This window comes from Treponema endosymbiont of Eucomonympha sp., assembly GCF_001028545.1.
Genome location: NZ_BBPW01000301.1, coordinates 1 through 784, shown reverse-complemented (window position 1 = coordinate 784; position 784 = coordinate 1). Strand labels below are relative to the sequence as shown.

The following is a 784-nucleotide window of genomic DNA, read 5'->3' as shown; positions in this document are numbered from 1 at the left end:
GTCCACGCTACCTAGTCTGTGAGTTAGGCAGCGTGGACTTGATAGGGAAAAGAGATAAAACGGAAGGCATGAAAAGAAATGAAGGCATCCACCGGCACGATATAAGCAGAGAGGCGCGGGAACGGATAAAAGAACTGCTGCCCGGACAGGCAGGGAAACACGGGGGAACGGCGAAGGACAGCCGTCTGTTTATCAGCGTGGCAGACGCGCATGGGCACTCCGCGGAGAGACATGCCGCCCGAATTCGGGAACCGGAACAGCATGCATAAGCGTTTTAGCCGCTGGCGGGACAAAGGAAAACGCCGGCGGACGCCGCAACAGGCGAGCCTGCCGGGGATATCTTTATGACAGATTCGACATATATCAAGGCACACGCGGACGCATGCGGGGCACAAGGCGGCAGTCAGTATATCAGCCGCACAAAAGGGGGCTGAACAGCAAATTGCACTTGGCAGCTGACGAGTACGGGATACCGGCAAGCGGTACTGTCGCGGACTGCAGCCATGCGCCTCTCCTTATGGATGGTTTGGAAGCGGAAGCGTTCCCTGCGGACAAGGCGCATGACACGAACGAACTGCCCGGCATGCTTAAGGAAGCGGATATAGCAGCCGTCACCCTTCCGGTTAAAAGCCGGAAAGAGCAGAGAGCGTACAGCCGTGAACTGTACCGGGCGCGGAAGGCAGTGGGTTATCGCGGAAGCAAACATAAAACGTGCTACGGGAAAACTGCGAGGGTCGGCGGTGTTTATGTGTTTGACAAATAAAACAAAAAACAAAACAGATAC

The 784-nt window shown here is 55.6% G+C and carries 2 protein-coding genes; both read left to right on the top strand.

What is annotated here, in order from left to right; translation table 11 throughout:
• The first annotated feature begins 68 nt into the window (after window positions 1-68).
• The gene (locus tag AWU74_RS12770) at window positions 69-269 is read left to right on the top strand and encodes a hypothetical protein (protein WP_062378000.1); all 201 of its coding nucleotides are present in this window, start codon (window positions 69-71) and stop codon (window positions 267-269) included.
• Window positions 270-448: 179 nt separating this feature from the next.
• Window positions 449-763, top strand: coding sequence for a hypothetical protein (locus tag AWU74_RS06690; RefSeq protein WP_162504970.1), 315 nt, complete (start codon window positions 449-451; stop codon window positions 761-763).
• The last annotated feature ends 21 nt before the right edge of the window (window positions 764-784 follow it).

Bases quoted from the DNA above. Each gene is read 5' to 3' on its own strand.
- AWU74_RS12770 (WP_062378000.1), top strand. From the start codon at position 69: ATGAAAAGAAATGAAGGCATCCACCGGCACGATATAAGCAGAGAGGCG.